This window comes from Bordetella holmesii (assembly GCF_020735985.1).
GTDB lineage: Bacteria > Pseudomonadota > Gammaproteobacteria > Burkholderiales > Burkholderiaceae_B > Bordetella > Bordetella holmesii.
Genome location: NZ_CP085973.1, coordinates 2,634,198 through 2,651,462 on the forward strand (window position 1 = coordinate 2,634,198; position 17,265 = coordinate 2,651,462).

Here is a 17,265-nt window from a genome sequence, read left to right on the forward strand (position 1 = left end):
CGCTTATCGACGGGCGGCCGAGGACACGCCGGAGACTTCGCGCAGCGCATCCAGCGCTTTTTGCAGGCTGTCTCCACCGCGCACCTCTACCGTGAACACCATATGTGCAAGCGATTGCTTGCTCTGGGTGTTCACGCCCACCACGTTCAGCCGCAGACGCGCGAACACTTCGGACAGGTCTCGCAACAGCCCCGGCCTGTCATGGGCGTGCACGCTGATATCCACCGGATAGAAGCTATCCGATGTGTTTCCCCATTCGACGTCGATCACCCGCTCGGGCTCCCGCTCGGCCAAGGCCTGGAAGCTGTGACAATCGGCCCGATGGATGGATACGCCACGCCCACGCGTAACGAAGCCGCATATCCGATCCGGCGGCGCTGGCCGGCAGCAGCGCGCAAGCTGTGTCAGCAACGACCCCACCCCGACGACCAGCACACCGCTCTTGCCTGCCTTCTCGGCGCTATCGACACTGCGGGCATGGGTGAGCACCGGCGATGGCGCCGCTGCGGCAACCGGCTGCTGAAACACGCTGTCAATCTGCCGCAGGCTGAACTCTTCCTTGGCCGCGGCCACATAGAGATCGTCAGCTTTGGCAAAGCCCAGGTTCTGGGCCAACTGCTCCTGATTGACGGCCGTCTTGCCCAGGCGTTGTAGTTCTTTCTCAACCATCGCCTGCCCCTGCGTGATTCGCTGTTGCAGTTCGATGGCATTGAACCAGAGCCGCACTTTGGCGCGTGCCCGGGGACTGGCCAGATAGCCGAGTTGAGGATTGAGCCAGTCGCGCGAGGGCCCGCCTGATTTGGCGGCGATGACCTCAATCGTCTGCCCAGTGGACAGGCGCGTCTGCAACGGCACCATTTGACCATCGACCCGGGCGCCGCGGCAGCGGTGTCCAAGGTCGGTGTGCAAGTGATAGGCGAAGTCGACTGGCGTTGCCCCTCTGGGCAACTCAATGACGCGAGCCTGAGGCGTCAACACATAAATGCGCTCATCCGGCTCGTGCAGGGCCGGACGCAGGACGTCCTTACCCGCGGGCTCACCGGCCTCTTTGGAAGTCTCGACGTCGGTGTTCCAGGCCAACAGTTGGCGCATCCACGCCAACTGGCGATCGTAGTCACTGGAGGCAGTCACCTGGCCGCCGCGCGAGCCTGCTTCTTTGTAGCGCCAGTGCGCCGCCATGCCATACTCGGCGAACTGATGCATTTCGTGGGTACGGATCTGTACTTCGAACGCCCTTCCCTGCTGATCCGCCACCACCGTATGCAAAGAGCGGTAGCCATTGGGTTTGGGACGCGAAATATAGTCGTCGAACTCATCTTGCAGCGGCACCCACAGCTCATGCACGAGCGCCAGCGCTGCGTAGCAATCCCGCACATCGTCGACAATGATACGCAGGGCCCGCAGGTCATACATCTGGGAGAAATCCAGCCGTTTTAGCCGCATTTTGTTCCAGATACTGTAAATGTGCTTGGGCCTGCCACTGACCTCGCCCCTGATGCCGGCTCGCGCCAACGCCGCCTGCATCCTTTCTATGGCATCGGCGATAAAGGCTTCGCGCTCGACGCGTTTCTCTTCGAGCAGCTTGGCAATCTCTTTGTAGCGGACCGGATCCAGAAAACGGAAAGAGAGGTCTTCCAGCTCCCATTTGAGCTGCCAGATACCCAACCGATTGGCCAGAGGCGTGTACAGATCCAGCGTTTCCTGCGCGAAAGAGGCGCTGCAGGGCGTCTTGGTTTCGGCATGCCAGCGCAGACTCTGCAGACGCGAGGCCAACCGCATGAGCACGATACGCAGATCGGCGGCCATGGCCAGCAGCATCTTGCGCTGCATTTCTTTTTGAGAGCCGGTGTCGGCAGCGCTGTCGCTGGCCTGGCGAGCAACGATGCCAAGGCGCAACAGGGCGCGCGCGCCCTGTACCAGCCGGGCCACTTCCGCACCGAACTCAACTGCCACCGGATCATTACGCAGCGCGGGCGCGGCAACGTTGAGGTCGGCCGGCAGCGTGGCCAGCAATGCGGCAGCGCGGGTCGCCGCATCGGTATGCAGTTCAGCGAGAATACGCACCGCCCCGGCGGCATGATGGGTCAGGCTCTCACCGGTGACAGCTACCTGATCGCCACAACGAGGCAACGCCCAAGCCGCCGCACGCGCGAGCAGTTGCGCGCCAGCGGCATCCAGGCCGGCGCTGGCCGCCTGGTGCCAGGCCAAATCGAAAGGCTCGGGCAGCGGGGACGTTTCAGTGGCGGACATGATAGGCGCGACGTAATTCGAAAAAGAAGGAGATTCAGCCCGGTGTCAAAAATCCCGGTGCGCCGTTTGGCGCCCGCAACAGGCAGCGGATGTATCCCCAACCGGAAGACCGGCGAAGTCTGGCATTTTAGAAATAATTCGCACACTCTACACTAGGGCTGACCATGCCCGCCTGTCAGGTGTAGCGAAAGGATATATGGACATATTGAGATGGTTGAGCGGGCGCGGCGCCAAAGCCGATGCCGTCGCCGCGATGCAGGCCCGCATACCCGAGCCACTCTGGAAAGATGTGCTAGAGGCCTATCCTTTCCTGGGCGCGCTGATCGACACCGATCTGAGCGAGTTGCGCCGGCGTGCCGCCTGGCTGCTCGCCAGCAAGCAGATCAACGGAGCTGCCGGCCTGCAGCTCACCGACTTCATGCGGCTTGCGATCTGCGCGCAAGCCGCCCTGCCCATTCTGAAACTGGATCCGCGGCTGTACGAAGGCTGGGACGAGATTATCGTGTATCCCTCGGGATTTGCCATTGCGCAGTCGGTGCAGGACGAAGATGGTGTGGTGCATGAGTATATGGAAGAGGCCGCCGGCCAAGCCTGGGACGGCGGGCCTGTGGTGCTTTCCTGGGACGACGCAGCCAACGCACAGGGCGCCTTCAATGTCGTCATTCATGAATTCGCCCACAAACTGGATCTGCAGGCCGGAGACGCCGACGGGACGCCCGACTTGAGCGCCTACCGCGATCTGCGCCCACGGGTATGGCGCGAGGTGCTGCAAACCAGCCTGGCACACTTTTGCACGGCATTGGATGAGATCGAAGCGAGTATTCCCGCCGATGTCGATCCCGAAAGCGATGAGGCCGACCCTTGGTATGGCCAGTTGCCGCTCGATCCTTATGCCGCCAGCGACGAAGCGGAGTTCTTTGCCGTGAGCTCTGAACATTTTTTTGTCGACCCCTGGGCGCTGGCTCGCAGCATGCCGCACTGGTATGCCTTATTGAGCAGCTACTATCGCCAGGACCCGGCAGCGAGGCTGGCATGAAAGAGCTTCTCATCGTGTAGCATTCGCGCACGGGTGCAGCCCTTCAACTGGCCGAGTCCGCCGAAACTGGCGCGCTGAGCGCGGCAGCCGCCCTGGAGCATACGGATGTCTTTCGCGTACGCCGCCTTGCCGCAACGCAAGCCCAAAGTTGCGACCTGCTGGCCGCCGATGGCTTCCTTTTCTGTGCACCCGAGAATCTGGGCAGCGTCAGCGGAGAAATGAAAGCCTTCTTCGATCGCAGCTATTACGACGTGCTGGAACGTCTGGCGGGCCGGCCGTATGGCCTGGCAATCAGCGCGGGCAGCGATGGCCGCGGTGCTTGCAGTCAGATCGAACGCATCTGCACCGGCTGGAGATTAAAGCAGATCTGCCCCGCCCTTATCGCACGCAACGGCGCGCAGACCCCTGAGGCCATCCTCGCTGCCAAGGACGTGGAACCGCAGGCCCGGGCAAGCGCCGAAGAATTGGGGGGATTGCTGGCAGCCACTCTGCTTCTGGGCGCCAACCCCTGATGCCTGACCGGCACCAGGGGCGCGCAGCCATCAGGCGATGGCAGCGGTCACTACGATTTCGACTTTGTAGTCAGGGTTGGCCAGGCGGGCCTCGACGGTAGCGCGCGGCGGCGCATTGCCTGCCGGCACCCAGGCGTCCCACGCCTTATTCATGCCATCGAATTCCTTCATGTTGGCCACGTAGATCTGGGCCATCAGGATCTTGGTTTTATCGGTGCCGGCTTCAGCCAGCAGGCGATCGATGGTGGCCAGGACCTGTTGGGTCTGACCGGTAATGTCCAGCGAGGCGTCGTCGGGCACCTGGCCGGCAAGATAGGCTACGCCGTTGTAGACGGCCATATCGGACAGGCGCTTTTCAACGTTGAAGCGCTTGATGCTGCTCATAAACTTCCCCTTAAAAGTATGGAGACGGAAAAATAAGGTCAGGCTGGCGGCAACTGGAAGACCTGCCGCAGATAGGCCAGATAGGCCGGATCATCACTCATGGTCTTTTCGGGAGCATCCGACACCTTGGCAACTGGCTGACCGTTGCATCGAACCATCTTCATCACGATCTGCAGCGGCTGATGCCCCAGATCATTGGTGAGATTAGTGCCGATTCCGAACGACACTTTACAGCGGCCGGAAAACTGCCGGGCCAGTTCGATGGCGCGCGGGAAGGTCAGCGAATCGGAGAATACCAGGGTCTTGGTGCGTGGATCGACACGGTTCTTGCGATAGTGTTCGAGCAGTCGCTCGCCCCAGACGAACGGGTCGCCGGAATCATGCCGGGCGCCATCGAACAGCTTGCAGAAGTACATGTCGAAATCACGCAGAAAGGCGTCCATGCCGTAGACATCGGACAGAGCAATGCCCAGATCGCCCCGGTATTCCTTGGCCCAGACCTCCAAGGCGAAGACCTGAGAGTCGCGCAGTCGTGGGCCCAGAGCCTGGCAGGCTTGCAGATACTCATGGCCCATGGTGCCCAGCGGCAGCACATTGTTTTGCATGGCAAACAACACGTTGCTGGTCCCGGCGAAATTCGCCCCCATCTGCGCCTTCATGGTGGTGACCACTTCCTCGTGCCAGCGCTTGGAAAAGCGGCGCCGCGTACCATATTCGGCCACCCGAAAATCCGCCAGCGCCGGATCGTCCACCACCAGATGCATCTTGGACTGCAGGCGCTTGCGACCCTCTTCCCAATCCGCACTGGGCTGCATATTGCGGAAATAGACCTCGTTGACGATGGCCAGAACCGGGATCTCGAACAAAATGGTATGCAGCCACGGGCCCTTGACCGTGATGGAGATTTCGCCCGGGTCCTTGCCTTCACCGATGGAAATGCACCGCTCCGGCAGATGGAACAGGCCCAGAAAATCCACGAAATCGCTTTTTATAAAGCGCAGCCCGCGCAGATAGTCCAACTCGTCATCGGTAAAGCGCAACTGGCACAGTGCATGGACCTCCTGGCGGATTTCGTCCAGGTAGGGGCGCAGATTCACGCCCGGATTGCGGCACTTGTAGCGATACTCGACCTCGGCGGCCGGGAAATGGTGCAGCACCACCTGCATCATGGAGAACTTATACAGGTCGGTGTCGAGCAGCGAAGTGATAATCATGATGCTTTAAGGGCTAGTTGCGGCAACCATAGCATATCGGGGCCTGTTCCCGGCCGGGACACCCTGCCCGCTTGCGGGGTTATCGTGCTCCCTGGCCTCGCTCGGGTAAAATCGGCTAATCAATAAAGTAAAGCGCCAGCCCGCCGATCCCGGAGTTATCCAGAATGACCCACGTTGTTACCGAAAACTGTATCAAGTGCAAGTACACGGACTGTGTTGACGTATGTCCGGTGGACTGTTTTCGGGAAGGTCCGAACTTTCTGGTGATCGACCCCGATGAGTGCATTGATTGCGCGGTGTGCATCCCCGAGTGCCCAGCCAACGCCATCTATGCAGAAGAGGACGTACCTCAGGATCAGATGAAATTCATCGCCCTCAATGCCGAGTTGGCCGGGGAGTTCGCCAGTATCAGCCGTGCCAAAAAGCCGCTGCCCGATGCCGATGACTGGAATGGCAAACAGGACAAGCTGCAGCATCTCGAACGATGAGCGCGCCCGCGTCGCGGCCGCGCCCTGCCCATGACCGATAGCAAATACACCCGCCAGACCGTCCTCGATGTCCACACCTGGGTCCCAGGCAAGCTGCTTTCTCTACGGCTGACACGCGATTCGGATTTTGAATTTCAGCCGGGCCAGTTCGCCCGCCTGGGCTTGCCGGCGCACCATGCCCCGGACGCCGAACCCACCATCTGGCGCGCTTACTCCATGGTGAGCTCGCCCGGCGAAGATGCGCTGGAGTTTTATTCCATCGTCGTTCCCGAAGGCGAATTCAGTCCGCGCATGGCCGCCTTGCAGCCCGGCGACGCGCTGTATGTCGAGAAAAAACCCTTTGGTTTTCTGACCCCTGACCGTTTTGAGCCGGGCGGCTCGCTATGGCTGCTGGCTTCGGGCACGGGTTTGTCGGCATATCTATCGATGCTGCGCGACCCAGCCACTTGGCAGCGCTTCGATCGCATCGCACTGGTGCACGGCGTGCGCCATGCCGAAGAACTCGCCTACCGCGCAGAAATCGAAAACCTGCACCGCCGCCCCGATCTGGCACCTTATTTTGCCCAAACCCCCGGCAAGTTTCGCTATCTCCCGATAGCAACCCGCGCCGGCCTGCCTGGCGTGCCGCAAGAGCGCCTGACGACGCTCCTGGCCGATGGCCGCCTGGAAACCCTGCTGCACGAAAAGCTGGATCCAGCCGCAGTGAAAATCATGCTTTGCGGCAATCCGGCCATGCTCGCCGATGCCCGAAAACTGCTGTCCGAGCGTGGCTTTGCCCCTGGCCGCCGTGGGATGCCGGGCAATCTGGCAGTCGAAAATTACTGGTGAATGCGCCGGGAGATCGCGTCACCGGTGCTTTTTCACAACAAAACCAGCTGCCATTCGGCCGCTAATCAGACATTCTCGAAATACCGTTATAGTCCACAGCAATAATAAATCACTGCCATTCTAGGATTTGCGCCAGATGCTGTACGAATTGCACGAAATGCAGCGGGCCTTCCTGCGGCCCCTGGCGGCTTTCACGGATGCGAGCTCGCAACTCTTCTCCAGTCCCTATAGCCCGTTGGCATACACACCGCTGTCGCGCCAACTGGCGGCCAGTTGCGAACTGATCTACCGCATCGGCAAGGAATACCAGAAGCCTGCCTGGGGCCTGGACAGCACGACCATCGACGGGCGGGCAGTCAAGGTGATGGAAGCGGTGGCCTTGGACAAACCCTTCTGTCGTCTGGTGCATTTCCAGCGCGACCTGCGCCGCACCAGCGCCCGCGAAGACCCCCGCGTGTTGGTGGTCGCACCACTATCGGGCCACCACGCAACATTGCTGCGCGACACCGTACGCGCCCTCCTGCCGGCACATGATGTCTATGTGGCCGACTGGGTGGACGCTCGCATGGTGCCACTGTCGGCGGGCCCCTTCCATCTGGATGACTATGTCCGTTATGTACAGGATTTCATCCGGCACCTGGGTCCGGACCTGCATGTGATTTCGGTGTGCCAGCCTACGGTGCCGGTGTTGGCTGCCATCTCGCTGATGGCCAGTGCCGATGAAGCCGTGCAGCCACGCAGCATGGTCATGATGGGCGGGCCCATTGACCCACGCGAATCGCCTACTCAGGTCAACAACCTGGCGACGACCAAACCATACTCCTGGTTTGAGAGCCAATTGATTCACGCGGTGCCGCTCAATTACCCCGGTGCCGGCCGCAAGGTCTATCCCGGTTTTCTGCAGCATGCCGGCTTCATGGCCATGAATCCCGACCGGCACCTCAAGTCGCACTACGATTTCTATCTCGACTTGTTACGTGGCGACGACAGCGACGCGGCCGCGTACCGCCGCTTCTACGACGAATACAACGCTGTGCTGGACATGCCGGCTGAGTTCTACCTCGACACCATACGCATCGTTTTCCAGGAGTTCCGCCTGCCCGAAGGCAGTTGGCAGATCGACGGCCAGTTGGTGCATCCGCAGGCGATCAAGAAAACCGCACTGCTGACCATCGAGGGCGAATTGGACGACATTTCCGGCCAAGGCCAGACCCGCGCGGCCATCAAACTCTGTCGCGGCATCCCCGCTGCACGCAAGACGCATTACACGGTAGAAGGCGCCGGGCACTATGGCATTTTCTCGGGCCGGCGCTGGCGCGAACAGGTCTGCCCTAAAATTGCAGAATTCATCCGTCAGGCCTGACGGCCCCGCACCGCACCTCCGACGGGCCCGTGGGGCCCGTTTCACTTTGTATGCCGCTTTCTATCACCGACCGCATTGACGCCATACTGCCACAGACGCAATGCACTAAATGCGGCTATGACGGCTGCCGTCCGTATGCCCAGGCCATCGCTGAACAAGGCGTGCCGATCAATCGCTGCCCGCCAGGCGGCCAGGATGGCGTCAAGGCACTCGCTGCGCTGCTGGCCACTGCCGAACTGCCACTCGATCGTAGCCGAGGCGAGCCGGGTCCCTTGCTGGTCGCCCGCATCGATGAGGCCCACTGCATAGGCTGTACGCTGTGCATCCGGGCCTGTCCGGTCGACGCCATTGTCGGCGCCAACAAGCGCATGCACACGGTGCTGCCCGACCTTTGCAGCGGCTGCGACCTCTGTGTGGCGCCTTGCCCGGTGGACTGTATCGACATGGTACCCGCCGGCCGCGTCTGGACCGATCTGGATGCTCAGGCCGCACGCAACCGGCACATCGATCGTGCTGCGAGACTGGCGCGAGAAACCTCCGACAACGCTCGCCTGATGGCCGAAACCCCAGCGACTGCTGACGCGCCTGCGGCAGAACCTCCGCCCAGCCTTTCTGATGAAGAGCAAAAGCGCTCTGCCATCGAGGCCGCGCTGGCCCGCGCCCGCGCGCGGCGCAGCCAACGCGGCTGAGCGAAGCCGCCAAGATCACCATGAACGCCGCCAAACGACGTGAAATCTTCGAGCGCCTGCGCGCTGCCAATCCTCACCCGACCACAGAACTCGAATACGAAACCCCGTTTCAGCTATTGATCGCGGTTCTGCTGTCAGCTCAGGCCACGGACAAATCCGTCAACATCGCCACACGCAAATTCTTCCCGCGGCATGGCACGCCAGAAGGCATGGTCCAACTGGGCGAGGAAGGTCTGACCGCGTTCATCAAGACAATCGGCCTGTTCCGCACCAAGGCCAAGAACGCCATTGCCACGAGCCGCATCATTCTTGAGCAATACCGAGGCAATGTCCCGCAGAGCCGGGAGGAGCTCGAAGCGTTGCCTGGCGTAGGTCGCAAGACCGCCAATGTCGTGCTCAACACCGCCTTCGGCATGCCCACCATGGCGGTGGACACGCATATCTTTCGCGTCTCCAATCGTACCGGTCTGGCCCCGGGCAAGACCGTGCGGGAAGTCGAGCTCAAGCTGGAAAAAGTGGTGCCCGCCGAGTTCAAACAGGATGCTCATCATTGGCTGATTTTGCATGGCCGATATATTTGCGTCGCACGCAAGCCCAAGTGCCCGCAATGCGGTATTGCAGACCTGTGCGACTTCCGCAGCAAAACTGCTGCGTGACCTGAACGCGGCGCGCCATCACGCGGCCGGATTGGTGCGCCGCGATGACTGCATGTAACCGGCGCCCTCCCTGGCGACCGGGCGCAATGTCGCCCAACGGACATTCCCCCATTGCGCAGCGCAAAACCTATGAAAAACCCTCATGGAATTAGAGGGAGCAGGTGCCTCATACTCGCCGCAACTTCTAGAAAAGCCAACGCGGGTACAGCGGAATTGACCTGCTCCCCGTGATTAGTACGAAATCGATGTAGAGTCCGTTCCCAAAGGAATGGCAATGAAGAAACGATTTACGGAAGAGCAAATCATCGGCGTGCTCAAGGAAGCCGATGCAGGTGCCAAGCCCGCAGAGTTGTGCCGCAAGCACGGAATCTCCGAGGCAACGTACTACAACTGGAAGGCGAAGTTCGGTGGCATGACGGTGTCGGACGCTCAGAGGCTCAAGGAGCTGGAGCAGGAGAACAACAAGCTCAAGAAGCTGTTGGCCGAGTCGATGCTGGACAAGGCGGCGCTTCAGGATCTGCTAAGCCGAAAGTAGTCAGCCCGCAGGCCAAACGCGAGGCGGTCAGGACATTAATGACCGAGCGCAGCATGGGTGTTACCCGGGCCTGTGGGCTGGTAGGAATTTCGCGGTCGCTGTTTGCCTACGAGAGCACACGCTCAGGCGATGCTGCGCTGACCGAGCGCATGAAAGAGATGGCAGTGGCGAAACGACGCTACGGCTATCGGAGGATCCATGTGCTCTTACGTCGCGAAGGCTGGCAAGCAAATCACAAGCGAATCTGGCGGCTGTACAGTCTGGCAGGGTTAAGCGTGCGAAAACGAAAGCGTAAGCGAATCGCGGCGACCGAGCGCGTGGTTCGCCCAGCGGCAATCGCGCCGAATCAGAGTTGGTCAATGGACTTTGTGGCCGACGGCCTAGCCTATGGCCGCCGATTCCGCTGTTTGACTATCGTCGATGACTACACTCGCGAATGCCTGGCCATCGAGGTCGATACGTCGTTGCCGGGACTGCGTGTTGCCATGGTGCTGCAACGGCTGGCGGAGATGCGTGGCCTGCCGCGATCTATTACCGTGGACAACGGGCCAGAGTTCGCCGGAAGAGCCTTGGACGCCTGGGGGCCTACCAAGCAGGCGTAAAGCTGTCGTTTATTCGGCCGGGTAAGCCGGTGGAGAACGCTTATATCGAAAGTTTCAACGGCAAGTTCCGCGACGAATGCCTTAACGAGCACTGGTTCTTGTCCCTGCGACAGGCTAAAAGCTTGATCGAAAACTGGCGAGTCGAGTACAACACCGATCGGCCTCACAGCGCGCTCGGATATTTAACGCCGGCGCAATTCGTGCAGGCTCATCAGAAAGAAGGTCTTTTACCCCTGGGCTCTATGTCGGTGCCGTACTAAATCTGGGGGCAGGTCAGTACCACCACAGCAAGAGGAGTCATCCCATGAAGTTGCGCACCATCACTGCAGCACTGGCCCTTGCGGGCCTGGGAGTCGCCGGGCTACCCGCTCAGGCTCAAGGCATCTCCGATGACGTCATACGCATCGGCTTCATCACCGACATGTCGGGCGTGTTCTCGGACATCGATGGCAAAGGCGGCGTCGAAGCGATCCGCATGGCCATCGAAGATGCCGGCGGCAGCATCAATGGCAAGAAGATCGAACTGGTCACGGCAGACCACCAGAACAAAGCGGACGTCGCATCGGTGCGTGTCCGAGAGTGGTTCGACCAGCAGAAAGTGGACGTCCTCATAGGCGGCACCAACTCGGCAACCAGCCTGGCCATGGCCCAGGTCGCCGCCGAAAAGAAACGGCCGTTCTTTGCCATCGGCGCCGGCGCCTCTGACCTGACCAATTCGCAGTGCTCGCCCTATACCGTGCACTATGCCTATGACACCATCGCACTGGCGTGCGGCACGGGCTCGGCCGTGGTGAAAGATGGCGGCAAATCCTGGTTCTTCCTGACGGCCGACTACGCTTTCGGGCACGCCCTCGAGCGCGATACCGCAAATGTGGTCAAGGCATCGGGCGGCGAGGTCAAGGGTCAGGTGCGCGCGCCGTTGGGTGCGTCGGACTTCTCATCCTTCCTGCTGCAGGCCCAGAGTTCAAAGGCCCAGATTCTGGGTCTGGCCAATGCGGGCGGCGACACGATCAATTCGATCAAGGCCGCTAACGAATTCGGCGTGACCAGCACCATGAAGATGGCGGGTCTGCTCGTCTTCATCAACGATATCCACTCGTTGGGCCTGGAGGCCACCAAGGGCATGTACTTGACCGACGGTTGGTATTGGGATCAATCGGACGCCTCGCGCGCCTGGGCCAAGAAATTCGAAGACAAGGTCAAGCGCAAGCCGTCCATGCTGCAGGCTGCCGACTATTCGGCCGTGAGTTTTTACCTCAAAGGCGTCAAGGCCGCCGGCACGGACGATCCCGAGGCACTCATGAAATGAATCAAATCGAACAAGATCGATGACTTCTTCGCCCATGGCGGCTATGTGCGCGAGGACGGACGCATGATCCACGACATGTACCTCATGCAGGTCAAGACGCCAGCCGAATCCAAAGCGCCTTGGGACTATTACAAGGTCGTGGCCACCCTGCCGGGCGAAGAGGTCTACACCAAGTTGTCCGAATCGACCTGCAAGCTGGTCAAGAAATAAATTTTCCATTCTTCACGCAGCCTTGCCTGACCGGCAAGGCTGCGTCGCTCACCGCAACGATCACCATCGCTCGCGCAGGATTTTCTCAAGATGACTGATATTTTCGGCATCCCGATACAGGTTTTGCTAGGGCAACTGCTGCTCTGTCTGGTCAACGGTTCCTTCTATGCCATGCTTTCGTTGGGGCTGGCAGTCATTTTCGGCCTGCTCAACGTCATCAACTTCGCCCACGGCGCGCTCTATATGCTGGGGGCTTTTCTGGCCTGGATGGGGCTGGCCTACCTCGGCTTGAACTACTGGGTCATGCTCGTCGTGGCTCCGTTGGTAGTAGGTCTGTTTGGCATCATCATCGAACGCCTACTGCTGCGTCATCTTTACAAACTGGATCATCTCTATGGATTGCTGCTGACGTTCGGCCTGACGCTGCTGATCGAAGGCATTTTTCGCAGTATCTACGGCGTTTCCGGCCAGCCGTATCCGACGCCGGAACTGTTGCGTGGCGCAACCAATCTGGGCTTCATGATTCTTCCCATCTACCGTGGCTGGGTGGTCGTCGCATCGCTGGTGGTCTGTCTGGTGACCTGGTTCGTCATTGAGCGCACTCGTCTGGGCGCCCTGTTGCGCGCGGGAACGGAGAATCCGCGTCTGGTCGAAGCCTTCGGCGTAAACGTGCCGCGCATGATCACGCTGACCTATGGTTTTGGCGTTGCACTGGCCGGCTTTGCCGGCGTGCTGGCCGCCCCCGTTCTGCAGATCTCGCCACTGATGGGCTCGAACCTCATCATCGTGGTGTTTGCGGTAGTGGTGATTGGCGGGATGGGCTCGATCATGGGCGCGATTCTCACCGGCCTGGGCCTGGGTGTGATCGAAGGCCTGACCAAGGTGTTCTGGCCCGAAGCCTCCAGCACCGTCGTGTTCATCATCATGGCCATCGTGCTGCTGCTGCGCCCGGCCGGACTGTTTGGAAAAGAGAAATGAACCGTCAACTTCTGGGCTACTTTGCCGTCGCAATCGTCGTCGCTGCCCTGCCCTTTCTGGGCGTGTATCCGATCTTTGCCATGAAGGTGATGTGCTACGCGCTGTTTGCCTGCGCCTTCAACCTGCTGCTCGGGTATACCGGACTGCTGTCATTCGGTCATGCTGCCTTTTTGGGCAGCGCCGCCTACGCCGCAGGCTATGCCCTGAAGGTGTGGGGCTAGCCCACAGAACTGGGCCTGCTGTTCGGCGTGCTGATCGCCGCGCTTCTGGGCCTGGTCATGGGCGCGATTGCCATCCGACGCAGCGGCATTTACTTCGCCATGATCACACTGGCCTTGGCGCAAATGGTGTTCTTCTTCTTTCTGCAAGCCAAGTTCACCGGTGGAGAGGACGGCCTGCAAGGTGTGCCGCGCGGCAAGTTCCTCGGCCTGCTGGACCTGTCTCAGGACATCAATCTTTACTATGTCGTGATGGCAATATTCGCCATTGGCTACTTCATCATCTGGCGCACGGTGCACTCGCCCTTCGGACAGGTGCTCAAAGGTCTGCGCGAGAACGAGCCACGCGCCATTTCCCTGGGTTACGACACCGACCGGTTCAAATTGCTGGCCTTCGTGCTGTCGGCAGCCATCGCTGGGCTGGCGGGGGCCACCAAGACCCTGGTGTTCGTATCCGCCACGCTGTCCGACGCCACCTGGCAGATGTCCGGGCTGGTCATCCTCATGACCCTCATCGGAGGATTGGGCACTCTCACCGGCCCCATCATTGGCGCCTTCGTTATCGTGCTGCTGGAGAACAAAGTCGGGGACTTTGGCCAGTTCATGGCCAACCTGACAGGCGCGGATTGGTTCTTGCGTCTGGGCGAGTCCGTCACCATCGTGATCGGCCTGATCTTCGTGATCTGCGTCATGACCTTCCGCCGCGGACTGGTAGGTGAGTTCAGCGCCTGGCTGCAACGCCGTCGCAGCGCGCGCGCCTGAGCCCCGGAAGCCCTCCGCGCGCCCGTCGCCTGCCAGCCTGGCGGCGGACCTTGTGCATCCTGGCCTCGCCCGCGACGTGCGAACCGTTCCCCGGTATGCTTGGCAGCTTGGCGCCTGCGGGCGCACGAGATTCCAAGGATAGAGTCAAGATGGATGCCCTTTTCTGGTACAACGGCCAGTGGTTGACCGACAACCCCAAGCTGCTCGGCCCGGCCGACCACGCCTTCTGGATGGCCAGCATGGTATTTGACGGCGCGCGTGCCTTTCGCGGCCTGACGCCCGATCTGGATTTGCATTGCCAGCGCGTGGTCCGTTCGGCCGAACGCATGCTGATGAAGCCCAAACTGAGCGCCGCTGAAATCGAAACGCTTTGCCGCGAAGCCATCGCCCGCTTTCCGGCTGGCGCCGAACTGTATATCAAGCCGATGTTCTATTGCGCTGACGGCTTCTTGCTGCCGGATGCCGAGAAAACACAATTCGTGCTGCACGTCTTCAAAGTGCCCATGCCTGGCACTCAGGGCTTTTCGGCGGGCTTTTCGCCCTTCGTGCGCTCCTGGCCCAACATGGCGCCCACCGATGCCAAGGCCTCCTGCCTGTATCCCAACGGACAGCGTGCCATTGCCGAGGCAGCCTCGCGCGGTTTCGACAACGCCATCATGTGCGACGGCGACGGCAACGTGGCCGAATTTGCGTCGAGCAATATTTGGATCGCCAAGGACGGCATCGTCGCCACTCCGGTACCCAATGGCACCTTCCTCAACGGAATCACGCGCCAACGCGTATTGGCGCTGCTGCGCACCGACGGCGTCCAAGTCCAGGAGCGCAGCCTCACCCGCGCCGATATCGAACAGGCCGATGAAGTGTTTTCCACCGGCAATTACGGCAAGGTTGTTCATGTCAACCGCGTCGAAGACCGCGAGCTTCCCTACGGTCCGCTGGCTCAGCGCGCGCATCGTCTTTACATGAACTACGCCGAAAGCCAGACCTGAACCCGGTTGGCAGGTGGCGCAGACGGTGGCCGCCTGCGGCGGGACAGACCTGCTTCCCCAGTAGGCTGTCCGGACGCAGTATGCTGGCTGCCAGGCGGCATACTGCGTGTGTGCGCCGGTTGACGACGAGAGACGGGGACGATGAAGAACCGACGCGAGTTTCTGCGCAGCACGGCCAAAGCCGGCGTGGCGATGGGTGTGCTGCCCAGCATCATTCGCCAGGCCTTGGCCATCGAACCGCAACGGCGCACCGGCACGATCGAGGATATCGAGCATATCGTCGTTTTCATGCAGGAGAACCGGTCGTTCGACCACTATTTCGGCACGCTGGCCGGCGTGCGCGGATTCGGCGATCGGTTCCCCATCCCCGTGCCCGACCGCCACGGTCGCCACAACGCGACCGTTTGGAACCAGATCAACGACGAGGGCACGCCGCGCATCCTGCGGCCCTTCCACCTCGACACCGCACGCATGTTCGAGCTCATGCGCGTTAAAGGCACACCGCACACCTGGTCCAATGCCCAGGACGCCTGGGACATGGGCCGCATGCATCGGTGGCCGGTTTTCAAGCAAAACCACTCCATGGCGTACTTCGCTCAGGGGGATCTGCCCTTTCAGTTCGCACTGGCCCAGGCCTTTACCGTTTGTGACGCCTATCACTGTTCTTTCACAGGCGGCACCAATACCAACCGCCTGTTTGCCTGGACGGGCAGCAATGACGGCCTGGGGCGCGGCAACGGCCCGGCCTTGGGCAACACCTACAACACGCTCAGTGGCGGGGATCCCGCTCGTGCCTACACCTGGACGAGCTACCCCGAGCGGCTGCAACGCGCGGGTATCCGGTGGCGTATCTACCAGGACATGAACGACAACTACTCGCTGAATCCGATGGCGGGATTCAAGACCTATCGGGACGCCTATCACCATTTGGCGGGTTCGGAGGACGCACTGCGGCAGCAAGCCCTTAGCACTCACGACTTGGCCAGTCTTGAAGACGACGTGCGCGCAGACCGTCTGCCGCAGGTCAGCTGGATATGCGCGACCAAGACTGGTTCGGAGCATCCCAGCCCTTCCAGCCCGGCACAAGGCGCCGATTACACCGCAAGGGTACTCAAGGCATTGACGGCCAATCCGCAAGTCTGGAGCAAGACCGTGCTCTTGCTTATGTTCGATGAGAACGATGGTTTTTTTGACCATATGCCCCCTCCGGCACCGCCGTCACGCCACGACGGGCCCCCACACATGCAGTGGTCAGGCGCTTCCACCGTGGATACTACCGGCGAGTATCACGAGATCGTCACCGGTGTAGAGAAGGATGATCTGGGCCGTTTGTGCGGTGCTACCTATGGCCTCGGGCCACGCGTGCCCATGTATGTTATCTCGCCATGGACGCGCGGTGGCTGGGTCAACTCCGAGGTCTTCGATCACACTTCCATCCTGCAGTTCATCGAGCGGCGCTTCGGCGTGGCGGAACCCAACATCTCGGCCTGGCGGCGCGCCGTATGTGGCGATCTGACATCGATCTTCGACTTTACCGCCGAGGCTAGCGCGGCGCTGCCCGAGCTGCCGCCCACGGCAGCTCTCGCCACGCGTGCTGGCGCGTTGCCGCAGACCACCCTGGCGGTTGCGCCCGACGAGCCCGCCGTGGCCTACCAGTCCCAGGGGACACGCCCCTCACGGGCATTGCCCTATGCGCTGCATATCCATGAGCAAGTAAACGAACGTGGCATCGAACTGGAGTTCATCAATGCCGGGCAGGCCGCTGCCGTCTTTCACGTCTATGATCGCAGGCGTTTAGAGGACCCGCCGCGCCGCTATACCGTCGAGGCGGGCAAGCAGTTGCGCGACGTCTGGCAGCAAACTCCCTACGATCTGTGGGTTCTGGGCCCCAATGGCTATCACTGGCGGTATGCCGGCAACATGCCGGTGCTGATGCGGCTGGACTATCGGCCGGGGCAACACATGCTGCAATTGACGATGGTGAACCGGGACACGCATCGCCACCATTTGCGACTGGCCGGCAACACGTATGGAGACCTCCCGCCGCAGCATTTGGTGCTGCAGCCCGGCGGGCAGGCCAGCGTGCAATGGAGCGTGGCCGCCACCGGCCGTTGGTACGACGTCGAAGTCGACAGCCCGGACGACACGGCGTTTTACCGGCGGATGGCGGGCCGCATGGAGAACGGCCAGCCCTCCGTATCGGATCCGGCAATGGGCGGGCCGCTGAAGCTCACGGTTTGAA

13 protein-coding genes and 3 pseudogenes are annotated in these 17,265 nt (G+C 61.0%); 13 read left to right on the forward strand and 3 right to left on the reverse strand.

What is annotated here, in order from left to right:
- Positions 1-3 precede the first annotated feature (3 nt).
- The gene (locus tag LK440_RS12590) at positions 4-2,250 is read right to left on the reverse strand and encodes a RelA/SpoT family protein (RefSeq protein ID WP_005012137.1); all 2,247 of its coding nucleotides are present in this window, start codon (positions 2,248-2,250) and stop codon (positions 4-6) included.
- A gap of 202 nt (positions 2,251-2,452) precedes the next feature.
- Between LK440_RS12590 and LK440_RS12595 the strand changes: the two genes are divergently transcribed.
- Both LK440_RS12595 and LK440_RS12600 read left to right on the forward strand, forming a co-directional pair.
- Positions 2,453-3,286 (forward strand): M90 family metallopeptidase, encoded by an 834-nt coding sequence (locus tag LK440_RS12595; RefSeq protein ID WP_025341344.1) that lies wholly within the window; start codon positions 2,453-2,455, stop codon positions 3,284-3,286.
- A gap of 47 nt (positions 3,287-3,333) precedes the next feature.
- Positions 3,334-3,798, forward strand: a complete 465-nt coding sequence (locus tag LK440_RS12600; RefSeq protein WP_227944840.1) for a flavodoxin family protein — start codon at positions 3,334-3,336, stop codon at positions 3,796-3,798.
- A gap of 30 nt (positions 3,799-3,828) precedes the next feature.
- Here the strand turns inward: LK440_RS12600 and LK440_RS12605 are convergent, their stop codons facing one another.
- Entirely contained in the window at positions 3,829-4,182 is a 354-nt protein-coding gene (locus LK440_RS12605; RefSeq protein WP_005012130.1) for a RidA family protein, read from the reverse strand.
- A gap of 38 nt (positions 4,183-4,220) precedes the next feature.
- Positions 4,221-5,396: a nicotinate phosphoribosyltransferase gene (gene pncB / locus LK440_RS12610; protein WP_005012129.1), complete on the reverse strand. Its 1,176-nt coding sequence runs from the start codon at positions 5,394-5,396 to the stop codon at positions 4,221-4,223.
- A gap of 164 nt (positions 5,397-5,560) precedes the next feature.
- On the opposite strand from pncB, the gene fdxA reads away from it, so the two are divergent.
- From fdxA to LK440_RS12665, 11 genes and pseudogenes are all read left to right on the forward strand, one after another.
- Positions 5,561-5,884 carry a ferredoxin FdxA gene (fdxA, locus tag LK440_RS12615; protein ID WP_005012127.1) on the forward strand — a complete coding sequence of 108 codons (324 nt, stop codon included), beginning with the start codon at positions 5,561-5,563 and terminating at the stop codon, positions 5,882-5,884.
- A gap of 30 nt (positions 5,885-5,914) precedes the next feature.
- A complete protein-coding gene (locus LK440_RS12620) occupies positions 5,915-6,712 on the forward strand; it encodes a ferredoxin--NADP reductase (RefSeq protein WP_005012120.1) in 798 nt (265 codons plus the stop codon).
- A 136-nt stretch (positions 6,713-6,848) separates the two neighbouring features.
- On the forward strand, positions 6,849-8,075 hold the full coding sequence (locus LK440_RS12625; protein WP_005012119.1) for a polyhydroxyalkanoate depolymerase: 1,227 nt from the start codon (positions 6,849-6,851) through the stop codon (positions 8,073-8,075).
- Between the two features lie 50 nt (positions 8,076-8,125).
- Positions 8,126-8,764, forward strand: coding sequence for an electron transport complex subunit RsxB (gene rsxB / locus LK440_RS12630; protein ID WP_005012117.1), 639 nt, complete (start codon positions 8,126-8,128; stop codon positions 8,762-8,764).
- A gap of 20 nt (positions 8,765-8,784) precedes the next feature.
- Positions 8,785-9,420 (forward strand): endonuclease III, encoded by a 636-nt coding sequence (gene nth / locus LK440_RS12635; RefSeq protein ID WP_005012115.1) that lies wholly within the window; start codon positions 8,785-8,787, stop codon positions 9,418-9,420.
- Between the two features lie 274 nt (positions 9,421-9,694).
- Positions 9,695-10,817 (forward strand): annotated as a pseudogene (locus LK440_RS12640) (IS3 family transposase).
- A gap of 44 nt (positions 10,818-10,861) precedes the next feature.
- Positions 10,862-12,076: pseudogene (locus LK440_RS12645) on the forward strand (ABC transporter substrate-binding protein).
- 90 nt (positions 12,077-12,166) lie between these two features.
- Positions 12,167-13,054: a branched-chain amino acid ABC transporter permease gene (locus LK440_RS12650; RefSeq protein ID WP_005012108.1), complete on the forward strand. Its 888-nt coding sequence runs from the start codon at positions 12,167-12,169 to the stop codon at positions 13,052-13,054.
- Positions 13,051-14,034, forward strand: a pseudogene (locus LK440_RS12655) (branched-chain amino acid ABC transporter permease). The gene LK440_RS12650 and the pseudogene LK440_RS12655 overlap by 4 nt, the downstream one beginning before the upstream one ends.
- Before the next feature lie 149 nt (positions 14,035-14,183).
- Entirely contained in the window at positions 14,184-15,023 is an 840-nt protein-coding gene (locus LK440_RS12660; RefSeq protein WP_005012106.1) for a branched-chain amino acid aminotransferase, read from the forward strand.
- Positions 15,024-15,164: 141 nt separating this feature from the next.
- Positions 15,165-17,264 (forward strand): phosphocholine-specific phospholipase C, encoded by a 2,100-nt coding sequence (locus LK440_RS12665; RefSeq protein WP_005012103.1) that lies wholly within the window; start codon positions 15,165-15,167, stop codon positions 17,262-17,264.
- The last annotated feature ends 1 nt before the right edge of the window (position 17,265 follow it).